Origin of the sequence: Acidovorax sp., assembly GCF_046314175.1 — a bacterium.
Taxonomy (GTDB): domain Bacteria; phylum Pseudomonadota; class Gammaproteobacteria; order Burkholderiales; family Burkholderiaceae_C; genus Acidovorax.
The window spans coordinates 1-17,429 of sequence record NZ_JBKBXG010000010.1; the positions used below are offsets into that span (position 1 = coordinate 1).

Annotated in this window: 10 protein-coding genes, 1 tRNA gene and 1 pseudogene; 10 read left to right on the top strand and 2 right to left on the bottom strand. The window is 61.3% G+C overall.

Features of this window, described 5'->3' with window-relative positions; translation table 11 throughout:
- The 4 genes and pseudogenes from ACK4OE_RS04255 to ACK4OE_RS04270 all read left to right on the top strand — a co-directional run.
- A pseudogene (locus ACK4OE_RS04255) lies at nt 1–474 on the top strand (RNA helicase); the annotation flags it as partial.
- Nucleotides 475–640: 166 nt separating this feature from the next.
- Nucleotides 641–1,126, top strand: coding sequence for a nucleoside-diphosphate sugar epimerase (locus ACK4OE_RS04260; protein ID WP_409883276.1), 486 nt, complete (start codon nt 641–643; stop codon nt 1,124–1,126).
- Between the two features lie 63 nt (nt 1,127–1,189).
- Entirely contained in the window at nt 1,190–2,275 is a 1,086-nt protein-coding gene (locus tag ACK4OE_RS04265; protein WP_409883277.1) for an endonuclease/exonuclease/phosphatase family protein, read from the top strand.
- A 210-nt stretch (nt 2,276–2,485) separates the two neighbouring features.
- The gene (locus ACK4OE_RS04270) at nt 2,486–4,273 is read left to right on the top strand and encodes a M14 family zinc carboxypeptidase (RefSeq protein WP_409883278.1); all 1,788 of its coding nucleotides are present in this window, start codon (nt 2,486–2,488) and stop codon (nt 4,271–4,273) included.
- 261 nt (nt 4,274–4,534) lie between these two features.
- Here the strand turns inward: ACK4OE_RS04270 and ybaL are convergent, their stop codons facing one another.
- Complete coding sequence (gene ybaL / locus ACK4OE_RS04275; RefSeq protein ID WP_409883279.1) at nt 4,535–6,268, bottom strand: YbaL family putative K(+) efflux transporter; 1,734 nt, start codon at nt 6,266–6,268, stop codon at nt 4,535–4,537.
- Nucleotides 6,269–6,450: 182 nt separating this feature from the next.
- Here ybaL and ACK4OE_RS04280 point away from each other — a divergent pair.
- Nucleotides 6,451–6,527, top strand: a tRNA-Arg gene (locus tag ACK4OE_RS04280).
- Nucleotides 6,528–6,650: 123 nt separating this feature from the next.
- Here the strand turns inward: ACK4OE_RS04280 and ACK4OE_RS04285 are convergent.
- Nucleotides 6,651–6,854, bottom strand: coding sequence for a hypothetical protein (locus ACK4OE_RS04285; protein ID WP_409883280.1), 204 nt, complete (start codon nt 6,852–6,854; stop codon nt 6,651–6,653).
- Between the two features lie 469 nt (nt 6,855–7,323).
- Here ACK4OE_RS04285 and ACK4OE_RS04290 point away from each other — a divergent pair, with 469 nt between their 5' ends.
- From ACK4OE_RS04290 to ACK4OE_RS04310, 5 genes are all read left to right on the top strand, one after another.
- On the top strand, nt 7,324–8,928 hold the full coding sequence (locus ACK4OE_RS04290; protein ID WP_409883281.1) for a recombinase family protein: 1,605 nt from the start codon (nt 7,324–7,326) through the stop codon (nt 8,926–8,928).
- Nucleotides 8,925–9,821: a plasmid partitioning protein RepB C-terminal domain-containing protein gene (locus ACK4OE_RS04295; protein WP_409883282.1), complete on the top strand. Its 897-nt coding sequence runs from the start codon at nt 8,925–8,927 to the stop codon at nt 9,819–9,821. Before ACK4OE_RS04290 ends, ACK4OE_RS04295 begins: the two co-directional genes overlap by 4 nt.
- Nucleotides 9,818–10,720 (top strand): plasmid partitioning protein RepB C-terminal domain-containing protein, encoded by a 903-nt coding sequence (locus ACK4OE_RS04300; RefSeq protein ID WP_409883283.1) that lies wholly within the window; start codon nt 9,818–9,820, stop codon nt 10,718–10,720. The genes ACK4OE_RS04295 and ACK4OE_RS04300 overlap by 4 nt, the downstream gene beginning before the upstream one ends.
- 288 nt (nt 10,721–11,008) lie before the next feature.
- On the top strand, nt 11,009–12,058 hold the full coding sequence (locus tag ACK4OE_RS04305; RefSeq protein WP_409883284.1) for a Fic family protein: 1,050 nt from the start codon (nt 11,009–11,011) through the stop codon (nt 12,056–12,058).
- A 69-nt stretch (nt 12,059–12,127) separates the two neighbouring features.
- Nucleotides 12,128–17,428 carry a DEAD/DEAH box helicase gene (locus ACK4OE_RS04310; RefSeq protein WP_409883285.1) on the top strand — a complete coding sequence of 1,767 codons (5,301 nt, stop codon included), beginning with the start codon at nt 12,128–12,130 and terminating at the stop codon, nt 17,426–17,428.
- Nucleotide 17,429: the final 1 nt, after the last annotated feature.

The window sequence follows — 17,429 nt, forward strand, 5'->3', positions numbered from 1 at the left end:
GGTGGCCGGGCCGGTGGCGGGGCCGCTGGCGCAGGCAATGGGCCGCGCGGCGGCCGTGCCGGCGGAAACGGTGGTGGCCAGGGCGGCGGCGCACGCGCCGGTGGCCAGGCGCCTGCACGCGGCCGCTCGGGCGGCGGTGGTGGTGGCGGCTACGAAGGCGGCGGTGGCGGCAACCGTTACGACGACTCGCAACCTCCGCGCGCAAATGCCCATCTGGGCACGCACATGGGCCACGCGGGTCCGGGTCACCGCAGCTCCGGCCATGCCGGCGGCGGCGCGGGTGGCCAGCCCGACCCTATGCGCACCAGTGTAGACAGCATGGGCGGCGGCGGTCGCCGCGGCGGTGGCGGTTATCGCGGTGGTAACAGTGGAGGTGGCGGCTATGGCGGCGGATCAGGCGCAGCGGGTGGCGGTGGTGGCCGGGGCAACGGGCCTCGTGGGCCAGGCGGTCCTCGCGGCTCTTTTAACCGCTGAGACCCGAGGCCAAGGGAGTGGCGCCACGCCGCTCTCTTCCCGTGCTTCAGCGAAAGGTGGCAGCGCCCTTGGGTCAGTCACGGTACATGTGTTGCATGCAAGGGGCCGACGTGCGCCCCCATTGACAGACCCTCGGCTGCAACTGCACGCAGTGGACTTTGCGTCCATGCCAACACTCCCGCCTGTCGATGATGTCTACATTGCACTGGGAACCACCATCGCGGTCGCAGGCAGCCAGAGCGCATTTCGGGCAGTGGACTACGACGCCGTCATGGCAACGGCGCGGGCAGCGCGCGCTGCGGGGGCCACGCGGTGCGGCGTGGTCAGCGCCATGGGCGCCAATGCGCACTCACGCATCTTCTACAACCGCGTCAAAGGCGAGGTGGAGCGAGATCTTCGAGGTTTGGGCTTTGCCACACTGGTGATCGCGCGCCCCTCCCTTCTCATTGGTGATCGCCGCGCGCTACAACAGGCTCCGCGCGCTGGCGAATCTCTGTCAATTCAGCTGTTCAAATGGCTGAATCCGGTCCTTCCCGCCAACTACCGCGCGCGCCCCGGTGCGGACGTAGGCCGCGCGCTGGTCCATGCCGTACAGTCTGGTCCGGCTGGCCTGCATGTGCTGTCTGGTCTAGCGCTGCAGCCCACGGTCTGATTCTCCGAATCACGCCGGTTGATTTCAGGGCCTGCAGCATTTTTGTGCCAATGCAGCTTGCCCATGCGTCCCAACGATTTGCCCCAGCCCCTGGCCACCTTGATGGTTGCCACCTGCAACGTGCTCAATCTGGCAAACCCCGGACGCATGTTCTATCCCAACCAGGATGCCTACAGCCAGACGGAGTTTGATCGCAAGATCACCTGGCTGGGCGATCGTTTTCGCATGCTCAATGCCGACATTCTGGCGGTTCAGGAGGTATGGGACGAGGCTGCTTTCAAGGGCGCGTTGGGCCGCAGCGGCCTGCGCTATGACTTTGTAGCCGTCCCGGGCGCAGAGAACGACTTAAACCACAGCGGCGCACAAGGCACTCCCCGCGTGGGTTTTGCCACGCGTCTGAAGGTGGACGCGCTACATTCCTTTGCCGAGTTCCCGCCTGGGTTTCAGGTGGACGTGCCGGGCATGGGTCTGCACACCCGTTTTGAGCGCCCCCCGCTGGTGGCCACCGTGCGGATGAAACACGGGCAGACCCTGAACGTGCTGACGGCGCACCTCAAATCCAAACGTCCAAAGTTTCTGCAAGATGCCCAGGGACAACCCACCGAGGATCGGGACGACCGCAAGGTGATGGCACTGGCGTCGCTGCGCTCGTTGGTCATGCGGGGCGCCGAGGCCATGGCGCTGCGCTGCCTGGTCATAGACCTGCTGCACCGCACCAGCGTGCCGCTGGTGGTGCTGGGCGACTTCAACGATACGCCCGACAGCGTAACCACCCAGCTCATCTGCGCCACCACCGAGGTCGCCTACGACCGGTCGGCACGTGATGTGGCGCTGTTCAACGCCTACGACCTGCAAGGGGAAGCCGCGCTCAAAAAGGACGTAGCGTATTCGCACATACACCAGGGGGCGCCATATGTGCTGGACCAGATCCTTGTGAGCGAGGAGTTCCTGCCCAATGGGCGCAACAGCATTGGCGATGTGCGCCGGGTGGATTACTTCAATGATCACCTGCACGAAGGAAGGGACCGGACTCGATCGGACCACGGCTTTGTGCGGGCCCTGCTGCGCGTAAAAATGCAGGCATCGGCCGTGCCAAGCGCTGGGGCCGCGGCCGCAATGGCTCCATCGCAAAATCCCTCAGTTCTTTGAATATCGAACGGGTTTCCCCTGTCAAGATCCCCTTTGCAACGGGATGTACGCTGACACTGCAAACCGGGTGCACGCAGGTAACATCACCGTAACAAACGCCGCCCTGCGTGGCACCCATCGGCACCAACCACCATGACCATGCACCTCTTTGCAAACCGTGGGTCGTCAGACTCTTCTCCACCTTCAGCCAAGCAAAACCCAGTGCGATTGATGCCGTGGAAAGCCTCGGCGGTGTTAGCTGCCATATTGCTGACGGCCTGTTCCAGTACGCCGCTGCCCCCATGGCCCTCCCCGCAGACAGCCCAGCGGCCCGTGGCACCGGCACCGGTGCCACGGGCGCAACCGGGCACGGTGGTACCAGCGCCTCTAGGCCAGCAGCCGCAGCAACCCGCCGTCATCGCCAGCCCCCTGCCGCCACCCGCACCACTGCTGGTGCAAAACGAAGGCCCGATGGCGCCGCCCTATGGCGACGCCGTGGCGGCCCGGTTCCCCGACCCATCGATGGCATACAGCACTCCCGGCCTGGCCCGCGACCGCCGGGCGTTTACCACCAATGCCGAGGTGGGCCAGTGGTTGCGCTCGCTCACCGACTCCGCCCCTTCGGGAGCGACGCGCACCAAGCTGCTGAATCTGGGCATGTCACAGCGCGGCGAGCCCATCCTGGGCATCCTGGCAACGCGTGCAGTCAACACCGACACCGCAACGGTTGAATCCAGCGGCCGCCCCACCGTTGTTTTGATCGGCCAACAACATGGCGACGAGCCCGCAGGCGGCGAGGCGCTGCTGGTCGTCAGCCGGGAGCTGACCCAAGGCCTGCTGGAGCCGCTGCTGGACCGCATCAACGTCATCGTGGTGCCCCGCGCCAATCCCGATGGCGCAGCCGCCAGCACCCGGGTCACCGCCAATGGCGTGGACATGAACCGAGACCATCTGCTGCTGAACACGCCCGAGGCACGCGCACTGGCCCAGGTGATCAACGACTACCGCCCCATCCTGGTCGTAGACGCACACGAATACACAGCAGTCGGCCGCTACCTGCAGAAGTTCAACGCCATCCAGCGGTACGACGCGCTGCTGCAATACACAACCACTGCCAATTACCCCGAGTTTCTGACCAAGGCGTCGCAAGAGTGGTACCACCAACCCATGGTGGCAGCGCTCAAGGCGCAGGGCCTGACAAGTGAGTGGTACTACACCACCTCGACCAACCCGGACGACAAACGCATTTCGATGGGCGGCACGCAGCCCGACACGGGGCGCAATGTGAATGGCCTCAAGAACACGGTCAGCCTGCTGATCGAAACACGCGGCGTAGGTATCGGCCGCATGCATATCCAGCGCCGCGTGCACGCCCAGGTCACCGCCATCACCAGCGCCTTGCGCAGCACGGCAGACCGGGCAAACAACCTGGAGCAAGTGCGGTCTTTTGTGGTGCGCGACATCAGCGCCCAGGCCTGCCGCGACCAGGTCGTGATCGAAGCGGCCGCTACGCCCACGCAGCGGGATCTCGACTTTCTCGACCCTGAAACCGGCGCAGACAAACAGATCCGGGTGGACTGGAATTCGTCGTTGACGCTGCGGTCTACCAAGACGCGCGCCAGGCCTTGTGGCTATTGGCTAGCGGCCAGCTCGACAGCGGCGGTTGAGCGCCTCAAGCTGCTCGGCCTGCAGGTGCTGCGCATTGCCGAGTCCGGGTCGGTGCTGGCAGACACCTACCGCGAAACCGCGCGTGAGTCCGGCGACCGGCAGGATGTGATCGGCACCATCGCCGGGGGAACCGGCATCGTGCGCGTGCAGGTAGCGCCTGTCCGCAGTGCCATCGACGTGCCCGCAGGGAGCTTTTATGTGCCGCTGAACCAGCCGCGCGCCAACTTGGCTGTGGCCGCCCTGGAGCCAGATACACAAAACAGCTACTTTGCCAACCGGCTGATCGAAGACCTGGGCCACACAGCACGCGTCATGTCCACGCCATCACTGGTGTTTGAAGAAAACGAATAACGGCCAGCTGCACGCCCCATCACAGGCGCGTTGCTGCGCTTACTGACGGGCCCATGCTCCTTAGACTGCTGCGGCGCTCGCATGCATGATCGACTTGCGGCACTGGCACACGCCCAACATAGAGAAACTGACCGCAGACAACGCACGCACATATGCAGGAGAGCGGGAGCATTGAGTGGGCCAAGCCAGCCACAAAAACTATAAAAATAATAGCTACCAGCGCTTATCCATCAAGCGCTAGAGGCCATTTTTATACATATTTCAGCCCCGCTCATGCAACGGAGCGGGTGCGGTATGCCGCGCCCGGCGCGCTTCCGTGCGCTCCAGAATGTGCAGGGATATCGCCTGCGCCAGCGCGTCATCGGCTACGAACACGGTGCTGCCCCACTCCTGCGTCAATCGGCGGGCCTCTTCGTCGCTCTGGCTGCGCACCACGGTCTCAATCGCCGGGTTCAAGGTGCGTGCAGTGTCGATGATCTGCCGCACGTTCAGCGTGTCCGGAGTGGCAATCACCAGCATGGCGGCCCGGGCGATGTGGGCCTGAATCAGGACCGCGGGGTCGGTGGCATCGCCGAACACAGCCGCTATCCCCGAAGCGCGTAACGACTCCACCAGCTCCCGGTTCTGTTCAGCCACCACAAAAGGTATATCACTGGCAGCCAGCGCGCCCGCCACCCGACGCCCCACCCTGCCGTAACCCACAAGCACGACTTGCCTTGCCAAGTAGCGCGAATCCGTGCTCATTGGCAACTCTGCCAGCGGGTCATCGCGCTGCTCCAGCCTGCGAGCCAACGCGGACCGTACAAGCAACCACGCTTGAAGCGGCGCGATGGCATGAAAGAGCAAGGGATTGAGCGCCATGGAGAACAGCGCCCCCGCCAGCACCAGGCTCGCCCCTTCGGGCGGCAGCAACCCAAGCGACGAGCCCAACGCCACCAGGATGAACGAGAACTCGCCAATCTGCGCCAGGCTCGCAGACACCGTCAGTGCCGTATTGAGCGGGTAGCGAAACGCGAGCACGAGCGCGGCCGCAGCCAGCGTCTTGCCCACCATGATGATCGCCACCACAGCAAGCACTTGAAGCGGGCGGTCCCACAACACGGCGGGGTTGAACAACATGCCCACCGACACGAAGAAAAGCACTGCAAAAGCATCTCGCAGCGGTAAAGACTCCTGCGCGGCGCGGTGGCTGAACTCTGACTCCCGCATCACCATCCCCGCAAAAAACGCACCCAGGGCAAACGAAACGCCAAACAACGCGGCCGACCCGAACGCTATGCCCACCGCCGCCGCCACGACACACAAGGTAAACAACTCCCGCGACCCTGTCCGTGCCACCTGCCAAAGCACCCAGGGAAACAACCGCCGCCCCACCAGCAGCATCAGCGCCACAAAACCGCCGACCTGAAGCAGCGTCCATCCCAAGGTCTGCCACAGCGTGGCGCCATCCACTTCTGCGGTGGAGCCCCCCAACCAGCCTGCCAGCGGGGGCAGCAGCACCAGAACCAGCACCATGGCCAGGTCTTCCACCACCAGCCACCCGACGGCAATGCGGCCGGTGTGCGTATCCAGAATGCCCAGCGTCTCCAACGCGCGCAGCAGCACCACGGTGCTTGCAACAGAAAGCGCCAGTCCGAACACCAGCGCGCCGCCAAGCCCCCAGCCCCACCAGGTGGCCAATGCCATGCCCAGTGCGGTGGCGACCATCATCTGCACGACGGCGCCAGGCACCGCGATCTTGCGCACCGCAAGCAAGTCGCCCAGCGAGAAATGCAGGCCGACGCCGAACATCAACAACATCACGCCAATTTCGGCCAGCTGGCTTGCCATGGCCGCGTCGGCAACAAACCCCGGCGTGAACGGCCCTAGCACCACTCCCGCCAACAAATAGCCCACCAGCGCCGGCAGCCGCAACCGGGTTGCAACAAAACCAAGCGCAAGCGCCAACCCCAGCGCGGCAGCGATGGTGTGGATAAGGTTGACACTGTGTGGCATGAGGGGCAGTGGGTGGAGATACGCTGGGTGCGCTCCCCTTATAACCTCAACACCCTTGCCTCCGCAAAATCACGCAGACGGACGGCGGATCGGCGCTACAGGCAGGTATGATCCAGCCTCTGCGTTTGACGCAGTCGCGGAGACTTCCGCACGGTGAGTAGGCCCCGCAGCCCAAAGCCCATCTGCCCGTAGCTCAACTGGATAGAGCAATAGCCTTCTAAGCTATAGGTCGGGGGTTCGAGTCCCTCCGGGCAGGCCATGCACAGTGCAGTGCATCGCCCGCTTTTCTCCATCGAATTCCTATCTATCTACGACCGCTACCTGCGAGGCTGCGTGCATAGACTTGCCAGTGCGCTTTCAACACGCGCTCTGCTTGCCATTGCTATCTGTTGGGCTGGGGAACCGCTGCGTAGTTCATTGCAATCGATTGCATCACGGCACCGATTAGAGCGCCATCGCCCGCGCTTTTAGGAAGCACTTCCTGCACGATCTGGATGGCGTACTCCAGTTGCTCTTTGGCAAGTGCTGCGGACATGGCGTTGCCACGCTTTTCACTGGGCGACGGGTCGCGAATCACAAGGCTCATCAGAAGCTCCTGAAAGGTAGAGCACGCAGTATGCGGTGTGCCATCGCGCCAAAACCAGCTCTGGCTGCCAAAAGCAAAAAAGCCTTGTAACGCAGAGCGTTGCAAGGCTTTTTCTTATTTGGGGTGGCTGATGGGGCTCGAACCGGAAACGGAGGGTATCAGGGGGTTTTCAGGGGCCTCGATCGACCCTCTGTCCCAGGGAGATGCCCCCTGAATACCCGCCTCTGCCCCGGTTCCGCCCCCAAATATGCCCCTGACTTTGGCTTGAGCGTGGCGTCTTTTTCGCCAACTTGATGGTGCCGAGTCTACGCTTCTGCATCCCTCCCTAAGAAGCTGCAAATCAGGAAGCTTGCGGAGGACCAACTCAGACTCCATGTCTTGTCTGCCACACGGACTCCGGCACGTACCATTTTCTGGCAAGGCGGGCCAAACTTCATGGATTTGTCACACACTCCAACTAGTCTGACCGATGCAACCGTATGCATCAAAAAGATGGAGTAACTGGGTGCGTCATCAAGACGGAGAGACATCTGACGGACTTTTTAGGGAAGCCGAGATACCGGTGGCCCAGTACGTTCGCATGTCCACGGAGCACCAGAAGTATTCCACCGAGAACCAAGCCGCAGCAATCTCTGAATACGCAAGCCTGCACGGCATGCAAATCATCAAGACCTATGAGGACGCCGGGAAGAGCGGTCTGAACCTCAAAGGTCGTCGTGGCCTTCAGGCGTTGCTTCATGATGTACAGCAGCCATTGCCAGGCTTTCGGGCAGTTCTTGTTTACGACGTCAGCCGGTGGGGACGATTTCCCGACCCAGACGAAGCGGCGGCCTACGCGCACACGTGCAAAAGCCACGGCATTCAGGTGATTTACTGCGCCGAGCCATTCAACAATGATGGCTCCATTTCATCCACCGTTCTTGTCGGCCTCAAACGCAGCATGGCCGCCGAATACGTGCGAGAACTTGGCGTCAAGGTGTTTCATGGGGCGTGCAATATCGTCAGGCATGGCTTTCGACAAGGTGGAACGCCGGGCTTCGGCCTGCGTCGCCAACTCATCGACGAACAGCTGAAAGTGAAGGGCCTGCTTTCCCGCGGCGAGAGAAAGAGCATTCAGACGGACCGCGTCATCCTTGTGCCAGGTCCGCCAGAGGAAGTCGCGTTGGTGCACCGCATCTACCAGATGTTTCTCGAGGACGGTATGCCGGAACGCGTGATCGCCACTGTTTTGAATCGGGAAGGACTGGTTTCCGACATGGGCACGCCGTGGACACGCGGCACCATTCATCAAATCCTCACGAACGAAAAGTACATCGGCAACAACGTCTATAACCGCACCTCTTTCAAGTTGAAGGTTCAGCACGTTCGCAACCCGCCGGAGCAGTGGGTTCGTCGGGAAGGCGCATTCGAGGCGATTGTTTCCGTCACTCTGTTCATGCAGGTGCAGGCCATCATCGCGGCTCGTTCGCACCATTTGGACGACGGACAGATGCTTGGCATGCTGCGGCAAACGCTTGAGCGGCACGGTGCACTCTCCGGCATCCTGATCGACGAGGACGATGATGCGCCGTCCAGTTCCGCATATCGAAGTCGATTCGGCAGTCTGCTCCGCGCTTACAGCCTCATCGGCTACACCCCTCGGCGCGACTACGCTTACCTGGAGATCAACCGCGCGTTGCGGAGGCGCCACCCTGAACTGATAGACGAAATGGCCTTTGGTATCCAACAGTCTGGCGGCTGGACTGTCAGAAACGAGACTACCGACTTGCTCACAGTCAACGGGGAGTTCACGACGTCACTGGTCATTGCACGGTGCAAACCGACGCCAGCAGGAGCCTACCGCTGGCACATTCGGTTCGACGCAAGCCTTCACCCAGATATCACGGTGGTAGCGCGCATGGATCCCTCGAATCAGCGTGCTCACGACTACTACGTATTGCCCGCGATCGACTTCTCCGCTGAAACACTGCCGATCCTGGAAGACAACGGCTTCACGCTGGACGCCTATCGCACCGATTCCTTAGACAGCTTTTACCAGTTGGCGGGGCGGATGCCCCTGTCGGAGGCCGCATGACCAAAGCACCGCCGCGCATCGAGATGATCCGCATCGCCGAGATCACCATCGCAAACCCGCGCGTACGCAATCCGAAAATTCACAAGACCATCACGGAAAGCATTGAGCAAGTCGGGCTAAAGCGGCCGATCACAGTCCGCCGCATCCACCCCGGTCAAGGTGATCTGCCTTACGCACTAATTTGTGGACAGGGGCGACTGGAGTCCTGCAAATTGCTGGGTCAGAGCGAGATTGCGGCTCTTGTACTGGATGTCGATGAAGAAACCGGCCACGTCATGAGCATCGTGGAGAACGTTGCCCGGCGGACGCCGAGAGCGGTCGAGACCATGGAACAGGTTCGGGTACTCAAACAGCGCGGCTACAGCGACACGGAAATCGCTACCAAGTTGGGCTGCACGGCGTCCTGGGTCAACAACGTGGCTAACCTGTTGGAGCGTGGGGAAAAGCGCCTGTTGGCTGCCGCCGAGGCCGGGCATATCCCGCTGCACCTGGCCGTCAGCATTTCCCGATCCAGCGACAGCGAAGCACAGCAACTTTTGCTTGACGCCTATGAAAGCGGTGATCTCAAAGGCCGCAAGGTGACCATCGTGCGCAAGATACTGGAGCAGCGCACCCGCAGCGGCAAGAAGGGAAACAACAGTTTCGCCAAGGCCTCCACTCGCAAGCCAATGACGCCAGAAGAACTAGCGAAGCTGTACAAGCGGGACGTGGAGATACACCGACGGATTCAAAAAAAATCCGAGTACACACAACAGTCGCTTCTGTTGGCCCGGCAGATTTTCAAGGAGCTGTTTGCAAACAAGGAATTCTGCGCACTCCTCAAGACCGAGAAGCTCACCAGCGTTCCGCAGCCTTTGGCCGATTTGTTACCTCGCGGAGGACTGGGGCGATGACGAAGATGGCGCAAAAACAGGTCCGATTGGGGTTCGAACGCGACTGCGTGGAAGTTCCTCTGGATCAGATCCATTGCCCGATTCCATTGCCGGGCGGCATCAGGGAATCGGTGATGTACCTGCAGATTCGCAGCTCAGTTCAAGCGATAGGGTTGGTCGAGCCGGTCGTCGTGGCCCTCAACCGTGAGCAGACGGGTACTTTCATCGTGCTCGACGGCCGAATGCGGCTAGAAGCTTTGCGGGACTTGGGTGCGCAACGCGTGTTGTGCCTGATTTCCACAGATGACGAAGGCTACACCTACAACAAGCGGGTGAACCGGCTTTCCGTCGTGCAGGCACATCGCATGATCGTGCGTGCCGCCGAGCGTGGGGTTTCCGTACAGCAACTGGCAGAAGCACTGAATGTTTCCCCTGGCGCCATCCGCGAAAAGTTTCGGTTACTTGATGGTATTTGCACCGAAGCCGTGGCGCTGCTGGCGGACAAACCGGCAACCTATGGCATGTTCCGTGTTCTCAGGCAGATGAAGCCCTTTCGCCAGATCGACGTGGCACAAGCCATGGTCAATCTTGGCAACTACTCCATCAAGCTGGCAACCGCGATGCTGCAAATGACTCCCGCAGATCAGTTGACGGAAGAAGCGACCTCCAAGGCACAGCGCGGGGGGCCAACTGAAGCCCTTCAGCGTCTGGAGCGCGAACTGGCGGCCACGCAGGCCGATACACGACTACTTGAGGAAGGGTACGGCCCTGCAAGCCTTCAACTGGAGATTATCAAGACACATATCGGGGCGTCCTTGCTGGAAAACGCCGCGGTCGTTCGATGGCTAGCCAAAAGTCACCCAGAGTATTTGCAGCAGTTGCAACGCATTGCGGACATCAAAGAACTGACTTCTCAGTGAGCACGCAGGAATTCACTCCTTCTTGACGAACGAAGTGCGCGCTGCCTTGCTCCGCAGTCCACTTCAGGGAGATACACCTCACCTTACCCGCCGCTCGACTCACGGCCTTTGGCCGACACGCGCTGTGACAGCCCCTGGAGGGATGAGGGCCCGAAGGGAAGGCCTCGCTCTAGGCTGCAGCAGGCTCAAAGAATGAGGTATTGATTGATTTATTGGGGGTAATCAGCGGCTCATATACCCCAATTCACTGTAGCATTACCCCATTCTTCGCTGCCTGGATGATGCTGCATGCACTCGCTCTCGCCCGACTACCTCGCCAAGCTACGTTTCGATACGCAGCAGTTGGCGACGCTGCGCGCCCTCGGTGAGTACCGGGGCAAGCAGCAACTCTATGTCGCCCAGTCGCCAGAAGTCTTGAGCGACCTGCGCCAGGTGGCTGTAGTGGAGTCTACCGAGTCCTCAAACCGCTTGGAGGGCGTGGTGGTTGCGGCGCACCGGCTCAAGTCACTGGTGCTTAAAAACGCCGCGCCGCAGAGCCGATCCGAACAAGAAGTGGCAGGCTACCGCGACGCGTTGAGCCTGATCCACGAAAGCGGGGACCAGATGCCGTTCTCGGAAGGCACCGTGTTGCAGCTCCACGGCATCTTGTATCGCTACATGCCCCAACCAGGCGGGCACTGGAAGGCGACCAACAACGACATCATCGAGCGCCACCCTGATGGCAGTTCACGCATCAGATTTCTGCCGGTGGCCGCGCATCTGACGCCCATGGCGATGACCGACATGATCGCGCGCTACCGCACGGCGCTGGATCAACATCTGGCCGACCCGCTGGTGCTGGTGCCGCTGGTCGTCCTTGACTTCCTCTGCATCCACCCGTTCCCGGATGGCAACGGACGCATGGCGAGACTGTTGACACTGCAGCTGCTCCACCACTTCGACTACGCCGTGGGCCGCTTCATCAGCCTGGAGCGGATTTTCGAGGAATCGAAAGAAAGCTATTACGAGACGCTGGAGGCCAGCTCGCAGCACTGGCACGACGCTGCCCACAACATCGCCCCGTGGCTAGATTACTTCTGGGGCGCCCTGTTGCGCGCCTATAAGGAGTTTGAAGAACGGGTCGGCACTATCGAACGCGGGCGCGGAGCCAAAGGCGACCGTGTCCGCGCAGAGATTCTCAAGCGTCAGTTGCCCTTCTCCATCTCGGAAATTGAGGAGGCCTGTCCTGGCGTCAGCCGCGACATGGTGCGGGTGATTCTGCGCGCCATGAAGGCCGAAGGATTGATTGAACCGAATGGCAAAGGCAGAGGTGCCAAATGGCAGCACAAACAGCCATGACCCTCTGCAGGGCCGCCGTGGCTCTTGGCGCGTCACGCGCCCACAAAGAAGACAAGGGAGAGAAGAACCGTGGATGACGTTTTTCAGTTTCGCAACCAATTGGTTGACCGTTACAGCAACTTCTCTCGCAGCTTTGTTCGCATTGCTGCGGATGACATCCAGCAGGAAGTTGAGCGCCAGTACCAGGATGGTCGCTATTGGCCCGAGCCACTGGTTCAGATCAATCCCAACTACCAGCGCAAAGGCACCGTTCAGTCGTTGGCCACGGAAGGTGTGTTGCACCCCGCGTGCGCGGACGTCTTTCAGGTTGGGAAGCCCGAAGGCCATCCGCAACCGCTTCACCTCTACGCCCACCAGTTGCAGGCTCTGGCCAAGGGGCAGGCAGGCCAAAGTTATGTCGTGACAACCGGGACGGGATCCGGCAAGTCATTGTCCTTCTTCATCCCCATCATTGACCGCATCATCAAGGCCAAGGCAGAAGGAGGTAAGGCGCGCACACGGGCCATCGTCATCTACCCGATGAACGCGTTGGCAAACAGTCAACTGGAAGAACTCGACAAGTTCCTCCATGGCTACGGGTCAGATGAACGCCCATTCACCGTCGCACGGTACACAGGCCAGGAAAAAATGTCTGAGCGCGATGCCATAGCGGACAACCCGCCAGACATCCTGCTCACCAACTTCATGATGCTGGAGTACATCCTCACCCGCTTCGATGATGTGGATCGCAGGGTGGTGGACCATTGCGAAGGCTTGGAGTTCTTGGTGTTGGATGAACTCCACACCTATAGAGGCCGGCAGGGAGCCGATGTGGCCCTGCTCGTTCGTCGCCTACGCGAACGGCTCAAGGCTGACAAGCTTGTGTGTATCGGCACCTCCGCCACCATGTCGAGCGCGGGTACCCAGGCAGATCGCAACCGCACCGTGGCCGAGGTAGCCGCCAAACTTTTTGGCGCCCACATCAGTGAGCACGATGTGATTGGCGAAACGCTGGAACGCGTCACGAACCCGCTCAAAGACGTTGCTGCGATTGCCGCAGAATTGCCAGCCGCCGTCATGCGCGAGCAGTTCGGATGGCCAGACTTTGAAGCATTTCAGCGCGATCCATTGTCAATCTGGGTTGAGCTCAACCTTGGCATTGAGCTACCCGATCACGAACCCCCAAGAAGAGCCAAACCCAAGACACTTCAGGTCGCCAGCGAGAATTTAGCGCTGGACGCCAAGTGCGATGTGGCGCTGGCTCGAGCGGCGTTGCAAAAGTTTCTGGTGGCCGCCCATGAGGTGCGAACACCCCAAGGGCGCCCGCCTTTTGCCTTCAAGCTCCACCAATTCATCAGCGGCCCCGGCAAGGTACTCACTACGCTGGAGGCCTCAGGTCAGCGGCACATCACCCTGGATGCGCAACGCTTCGCGCCAGGTCGACAAGACGAAGGTGTGCATCTGTATCCCGCTCACTTTTGCCGGGATTGCGGCCAAGAGTACCTGCCCGTGTGGCAGTCTGGGCAACGCCCCCTCACCTATCTGCCCCGAGAGATCGACGACGTCAGCGCAGACGACAACGAAGACGCAAGTTACGGGTTTCTCTGCCCGACAAAAGCCGGGCAACGATATGGTGGCCATATCGATGATCTACCTGAGGCGTGGCTGGACCTGAGCCGCGAAGAGCCGAAAGTCAAGCCCGCCTACAGAAAAGCCATTCCCTATCGAGTCGCAGCCGACCCTCAGGGGCACGACGGATCAGGGGAGGATTTCTGGTTCATTCCAGGCAAATTCCGCTTTTGTCTAAGTTGTGATGCGGTTCATGAGGCGCATGGCAAGGATGCCAACCGCCTATCCAGTCTGTCAGGTGAAGGCCGCTCGTCGGCCACCACGGTGATCGCGCTGAGCGCCCTGCAACAGCTCTTCGCTTTGGCCGATCCGTCACCGGGCCAACCCGACCCGCGCAAGCTCTTGGGGTTCACCGACAACCGGCAGGATGCCGCCTTGCAGGCGGGTCATTTCAACGACTTCATCTTCTTGTTGACCCTGCGTTCGGGCCTGATTGGTGCCCTGCAGAACAACGCTGGCGTGCTCAACGAAGAGCAGCTCGCTGATGCCGTGTTCAAAGCGCTTGGCTTCCAACAGGTGGAGCAAAGCATCCTGGTGGAATACCTGCGCTCTCCCAAGCTGATGGGCCTGGCACGTCAAGAGGCACAGCGCACCCTGCGCTTCATCATCGCCTATCGCCTGCTGCGTGACCTGCGCAGAGGCTGGCGCTACAACAACCCCAATCTTGATCAGCTCGGACTGTTGGCCATCCGCTATCGCGGTCTGGACGAGTTTTCCTCGGATGCTGGTGCATTCGCGGACAACAAGGTGTTGTCCGGTCTCAGCCCGGCACACCGCACCAGATTGAGCGAACTGCTGTTTGACAATCTGCGCCGCCATCTGTGTCTTGAAACTCGATACCTTGACCCTGTCGAGCACGACAAAGCGCGCACGAGCGGACATACCTACCTCACGGAGCGCTGGGCCTTTGCTCCCGATGAAAAGCTCGAGACCGGCCGCTATCTGATTCTGGGCAAACGCCCTGAGTACAAAGGCAAGCCACGAACCGATCTTGTCACTGGCGGCGCGCGCTCGCGTTTGCTGCGGCAGGTCAAGACATCCAGTTTCTGGCAAGACACCCTCTTCGCGGGCGAGGTCAAACGCTGGAAAGACCCTGAGTGGGTTGAACTCGTCGAGGCGCTGCTGCGCGCTGCAGGCAACTACGGCTATGTTCAAAAGCACGCCATCGACGCGCAATTGGCAGGCTGGCGCCTGAACGCCGCCGCACTGGACTGGTGCCTGACCAGCGATCAGACGCTTGGCGACGACAGTCGGGTCAATACCTTCTTCCGCGAGCTTTACCTCAGCGTGGCCGATCTACTGCGCCTGCCGTCTCACCCCCTGTTCGAGTTCGAGGCCCAAGAACACACCGCACAGGTTGACGCTCCGCGCCGCCAACTGCTGGAACAGCGCTTCCGCTACACCGACAAAGACCGCAACGACTGGTCGCAGAACCCCGCGCACGAGGCTCCCTTGGAGCGCTTGCCCGTCATGTTCTGCTCCCCCACCATGGAGCTGGGCGTTGACATCTCCGCGCTCAACACCGTGTATCTGCGGAACATGCCGCCCACCCCAGCCAACTACGCGCAGCGCAGCGGCCGGGCCGGCCGCTCCGGCCAGCAGGCTTTGGTGGTCACCTATTGCGCGGCCCTCAGTCCGCACGACCAATGGTTCTTCCACCATGCCAACGACATGGTGCATGGCGTGGTCCGTGCACCCACGCTGGACCTGGCCAACCGCGACCTCGTGGACAGCCACTTGCAGGCCGTGTGGCTGGCCAGCACGCAAACCCCGCTAGACGCCAGCATCGCTCCAATGCTGGACCTGGACCAGCCCGGCAAGCCACTTAAACAGAGCTACCAAGACGCCTTCAACGCACCCGGCGTGCGTGAACGCGCCTTGGACAGCGCACAGCGCGTTGTGAATCAACTTCTGACCGAATTGAATGGCAGCCACTGGTTCACCGCTGAATACGTGCAGCAGGTCATCGAGCGCGCTCCCCAACAGTTCTCGGGCGCCCTGGAACGCTGGCGTGTCTTGTTCGATGCTACTCGGCAGCAGATGAACATGGCCGACCAAATCGTCAAGAGCCATACAGCGTCGCACGCGGAGCGCCAAAACGCCCAACGCCGCTACGGTGACGCAGCACGGCAGTACGCCGTGCTCCTCAAGTCGGGCAACAGCCAGAACACCGATTTCTACACCTACCGCTACTTGGCCAGCCAGGGCTTCCTGCCGGGCTACAACTTCCCTCGCCTGCCCCTCATGGCCTGGATTCCTGCTCGTGGCGGGCAGACCACCAACGGCAAGGACGACGAGGGCAGCATGGTCAGCCGCCCCCGGTTCCTGGCCCTGTCTGAGTTTGGGCCGCGCAGCCTCATCTACCACCAGGGGCGCATGTACCGTGTGGTGCGTGCCAAGCTCAATGTGGGCAATGCCGACCACATCTCGGGCAACAGCCAGCTCTCAACGATCACATCATTGGTGTGCAGCCAATGTGGCTACGGCCACCTGGGCGAGCCGGGTGGTGGGCAGCCGCTGGTAAACCGCTGCGAAAACTGCGATGCGCTGCTGACGGAAACCGATTGGGTGCGCGAGCTCTACCGCATCGAAACGGTCGAAACGCTGCCGGTGGAACGCATATCCATCAACGACGAAGACCGTCAACGACAAGGCTTCGAGCTACAGACCACATACCGCTTTCTGCCTGGGCCCGATGGGAAGATTCAGAAGCAGAAGGCCGATGTTTTGCAGAGTGAGGAGGCCCTGGCCGAGCTCAGCTATGCACCTGCTGCGCGCATCTGGCGAATCAACCGGGGATGGCGCCGTCGCAAAGACAAGGAACAACTGGGCTTCTACATCAACCCCATCACGGGCACCTGGAGCAAGCAGGACGCACCGGATGCCGGTGACGACAACGGCAACGATGACGCGCTCATGGACAAGGTGCCCAACCAGCGCATCGTCCCCTTCGTTGAAGATCATCGCAACTTGCTGATCCTGGCGCCGGTGCATGCGCTGCCACTAGAGGCCATGGCCACATTGCAGGCCGCGCTCAAGCGTGGTGTCGAGCTGACTTTTCAGATTGAAGAGTCTGAGCTCGTGGCCGAGCCGTTGCCCAAGCTCGACGAACGCCGCGCGCTGCTTTTTTACGAGGCTGCAGAAGGTGGCGCGGGCGTACTCACCCGGTTGGCCAATGACTCCGCCAGCTTGGCTCTGGTTGCACAAAATTCGCTGCGGCTGCTGCATCACAGAGATCCCGCCGATGGCATCTGGCGGATCGAAGACCTGCCTGCGCTGGAAGAGACCAATGACCTCGGCAACCACATCTGTGAGGCCGGCTGTTACCAGTGTCTGCTCTCGTACTTCAACCAGCCTGACCACGAGCACATCAACCGCCGCAACCCCGAGGCGCTCAAGCTGCTGGTCGCTATGGCCAACGCCCAGGTCAAGTTGCGCCCCTCAGATGACAGTTCACCGGCCGGTCAGGTCGGCACCGGCGCTGAACCAACTGACGACACGCCCCAGGCGAGCTGGCTGGCTGCCCTGCATCAGGCAGGCCTCACTACGCCAGACGCCCTGAACATCCCCGTCAATCAAGGCGCGGTCACCGCCGCAGCGCAGTACAAGGCCGCGCGCGCCTTGGTGTTCCTCAGCCCGGTCGATGCCACCACAACCGCCTCGCTGCAAGATAAAGGCTGGCAGGTGCTGGACTTCTCCGAGCCTGAACATTGGTCCAAGCGCTTCGCTGAACACCCCGCCGTGTTCGGTTTGGCCAGTTGAT